Here is a 3386-nt window from a genome sequence, read left to right as displayed (position 1 = left end):
AAGTAATCTCCCGCCGACTTATCGTAGGTGTAGCGGGCCAGGCCAGGGGGCAGTCGTAGGCGTACCGGTTGTGGCAGTTCTCCGGCTTGGGCCTGGAGAGCCTCTATGTCAAAAAGATGCAGAACCGGCAGGGATGCTCTGCCCCCTACTGCCAGGGCGAAAAGCATTGCCCAGCCGACGATGCAAAGCTGTAGAACGCGCCGATGGATCAAAGCCGACTTCTACCTATCTCCCTACCAGGTTAGTGGCTCGGCGGGCAGGCGTCGATTTTCAACTGCGAAGTCTGCATCACGATCCCCCACGACACCCCACCCTAGGCGTGCTGGAACTTCAACCTGAGGCAGGACGGAGCTTTGCTTGCTACATCGGAAGTCCGCCTGGGGATCCCCATGTTTGGGCAGGATATCCATTAGCATGAGTTCCAGGGGCTGGCCAAACGGGACGCGAGGAACCGCGCGAAGTGGCAAAATCGGACTGCCGGGCGCCGGGTTGTGGGGAGAGCCCCAACAAAATCGCAGGTGAGGTCGCAAACCATGGCACCGACTTGGCAGACAGATGGGCACACTTGGTTTCTTCTGCCCGCTCAACCCCGTGCCGTAATTCACTTTCTGGGCGGAGCGTTTGTGGGAGCTGCCCCGCAAGTGTTCTACAGCCGCCTGCTCGAAGAACTGGCCCGCATGGGCATGGCCATTGTGGCTACCCCCTACAGCACCGATATCGATCACGCTCAACTGGCTCTCAATGCAGCCCAATCTTTGCACAGAAGCCTGCAAAGCAAAAATTTGCTAGGTCTACCCCTGTTTGGCTTGGGCCATAGCCTGGGCTGTAAGTTGCAGATCCTCTCTTGTCTGGCCATGGGATCCCAGCGGCGAGGCAATATTTTCCTGGCCTACAGCAACGCCGGGCTGGATCGGGCTCTGCCCTTGCTGCGGCTGTTGGCTCAAGCTTGGCCTCAACAACAACTGTCCGATCTGTGGCGGATGTGGATGGGATCCTCTTCGCCGCCTGTGAACCTGTGGTTGGAGTTCGAGCCTTCTCCGGCAGAAACCAATCGCTTAATCGAGGAGCAGTATCCGGTCAGCAACAACCTGCTCGTGGAATTTCGCCACGATGATATCGACGATGTTCCTCTGCTTTACCAACAGCTTTGCCGCAAGTATCGAAGTTACACAGAATGGCAACACTTGGAAGGGGATCACCTAACTCCGCTGGGTTTTAGCTACCCTTTCCCAGTTGGGGAAGAATTCAGCCCCATCGATGCTTTTGGACAGTTGATTTACCAAAGCTGGCTGGCCCCCAACCACCAGATGATCCGCAGCATTCAAGCCTGGCTATCCACCCACCTCGCCTAGTCAAGCCAGCTCAGATCGGAAAGCAGATCCAGATCTTGAGAGTGGGAAAAGGAGGAGTGCGCCTGGAGATGAAACAACATCTGTAGGGTGTCGCTCATGAGAAAGTAACAGGTCAAGACGCCACCGGCAGCCACGGCCACCAGTGTCCCGGCCAACATGCGCGAGAACTCCTGACTCTGAAAAGCCTGCTCCATCAGGCGCAGGGCCCAGAATCCCAACAGGACAACAATAGCAAGGATGATCAACATATCGTAATCTATCGTAACAAGTCTGCTGCCCAACGGCCATTGGCAAAGTTGAATAAGAATATAAAGAACCTGGTTGCCCCTCATGCTCGATGACTCGGCGTCGGTGTGCAGAAGTGCCTGGATCTGTAGTCCTTTCCGGTTGGCCTTGTTGCGGGCCATGAGCACAAAAGGGATCCCGCCGGCGAGATCGCAGATCACCGACCGGTATCGTCTGGCTCCTCTGGGCCGGCAGTTGCTGCAAGATCTGGAGAGGAGTGAAGCGAGGATCTCCGCAAGCTGGGCAGAACAGGCTGACCTGCTGGCGACTGCTCTCCTGAGGATCCCCTACACTGGAGCTAATTTTCGATGGTCGCCCTGGAGGTGAGATGTGTTACGGCCAAAGTTGAGGCGTGTGCCCGGATCCCTGGCACTTCAACGTTCTCTTCAAGCTTCTTTGCAACAGCGCAGCCGGGCGATCAACCGTCGCCGCACACTGCTCTACCGCAGAACTCGCTTGCTCCACCGACGCAACTTGCCCCTTTACCTGCGCAACTTGCTGTTGCAGTACCGCACCAGCTTTATCTACAACCTCAAAGCTAGGCCCGTGATCAGAACTCGCTAGAGAATGTCGAGCTATCTTTTCACTCTCAGCGCAATAGTCTTCACAGCGCGAAAAATAGGCAGATGGCGATGGACATCGCCCTACCGGAAAAGCCTGGATTTATAGTCAAAAATTGTTCTCTGTAAGCCTTATCTCCCCCTTCCTTCTAAGAGAGAGGCTGGGCTCCCTCCGAGAGAAAAGAGTTGGAAGTGGGAGCCAAGCTAAGGCTACCGAATTGTGAAGCGGCCAATTCCTATCTTCTCGCCGTTGACCTGAACCTCGACACGGTAGCGCCCGGTGTAGGGTTGGCTGAAGCTGAGAAAGCCTTGCACCGTGTCGGCCAAGGGATCCCAGGGAAAATCAAACTTGCGGATCAGTTGCTCGCCCCCGGCTTCTCCGCCCTCGTAGTACCAAAGCATCTCCACCTGGGCGTTGGCAGGGAGGCTGCCCACCGGCAAAATGGCCCAGACTAGGGTATCGGTGGTCTTGAACTCGGTTGTGGCCTCGCCAGGGCTGCCGTCCCCCCGACCTCGGTGCAGGCTGATCACGCTTGTCCCCGCCTCGTTTGGGGCCTTCTGGCTGTAGGCGCGGGCATCCGCTTGCGCTTCCTGACCGAGACGATCCAGCTCGGCCAGCAAATCTTCCTGCTGCTTCAGGGCATCGGTTGCTTCCTGCAGCCAGCGGGCGATCTGCCGCTCTGCGGTTGGGGCTTCTGGAGCTGGAGAAGAAGGCTTTCGGGCGACCCCCGTAAGGTTTTGGATGGGAAAGCCCCGAGCCGTCCCCACCTCGCTGCCCAGCAAGTTGAGCCAGCGACTCCGGATTTCGGGTGTCATCTCTGGCTTGGTGGCGTAGGCAATGCGCACAGGGCCGTCTGGGCCTTGGGTGATGCGGCCAATCTCATGCTCTTGGATCCCGGCAGCCTGCCCACGACAGCCGGCGCTACGGAACTCGTAGAGAACATCTTCTTCGCCCTCCCGGTGAAACTCCCACGTCGTTTGGGGGCAGTATTCTAAGAGATTATTCCGCATATTGTTTGCCAGGAAGCGGGGCGATTTTGGTACCTGAACGTTCATGACGGAGAGCATTTCACTCCAAGAGGACAAGCTCTCTCCAGGCCGTGTAAGAAGGGTTAGAGTAAGCCCTTCCAGGACTTGATGATCGGCGAAAACCCACTCCCCCAATCCTTCAATGAGGACATTTCCTGAG

Annotated in this window: 4 protein-coding genes; 2 read left to right on the top strand and 2 right to left on the bottom strand. The window is 57.1% G+C overall.

The genetic code is table 11. The features are described 5' to 3' along the window. Window positions 1–533 precede the first annotated feature (533 nt). Window positions 534–1352 carry a DUF1350 family protein gene (locus tag NW853_RS12575; RefSeq protein ID WP_414335863.1) on the top strand — a complete coding sequence of 273 codons (819 nt, stop codon included), beginning with the start codon at window positions 534–536 and terminating at the stop codon, window positions 1350–1352. Here the strand turns inward: NW853_RS12575 and NW853_RS12570 are convergent. Continuing rightward, window positions 1349–1759 carry a hypothetical protein gene (locus tag NW853_RS12570; RefSeq protein WP_414349167.1) on the bottom strand — a complete coding sequence of 137 codons (411 nt, stop codon included), beginning with the start codon at window positions 1757–1759 and terminating at the stop codon, window positions 1349–1351. The genes NW853_RS12575 and NW853_RS12570 overlap by 4 nt on opposite strands. A 208-nt stretch (window positions 1760–1967) precedes the next feature. On the opposite strand from NW853_RS12570, the gene NW853_RS12565 reads away from it, so the two are divergent. Continuing rightward, window positions 1968–2201 carry a hypothetical protein gene (locus NW853_RS12565; protein WP_414337264.1) on the top strand — a complete coding sequence of 78 codons (234 nt, stop codon included), beginning with the start codon at window positions 1968–1970 and terminating at the stop codon, window positions 2199–2201. Window positions 2202–2407: 206 nt separating this feature from the next. On the opposite strand, the gene NW853_RS12560 is transcribed toward NW853_RS12565, so the two are convergent. Continuing rightward, complete coding sequence (locus tag NW853_RS12560) at window positions 2408–3208, bottom strand: hypothetical protein (RefSeq protein WP_414349165.1); 801 nt, start codon at window positions 3206–3208, stop codon at window positions 2408–2410. Window positions 3209–3386: the final 178 nt, after the last annotated feature.

The sequence above is a fragment of the Synechococcus sp. H55.11 genome (assembly GCF_047462475.1).
Lineage (GTDB): Bacteria > Cyanobacteriota > Cyanobacteriia > Thermostichales > Thermostichaceae > Thermostichus.
Note: the sequence above shows the minus strand (reverse complement) of the source record. Positions and strands in the feature narration are given on the sequence as shown.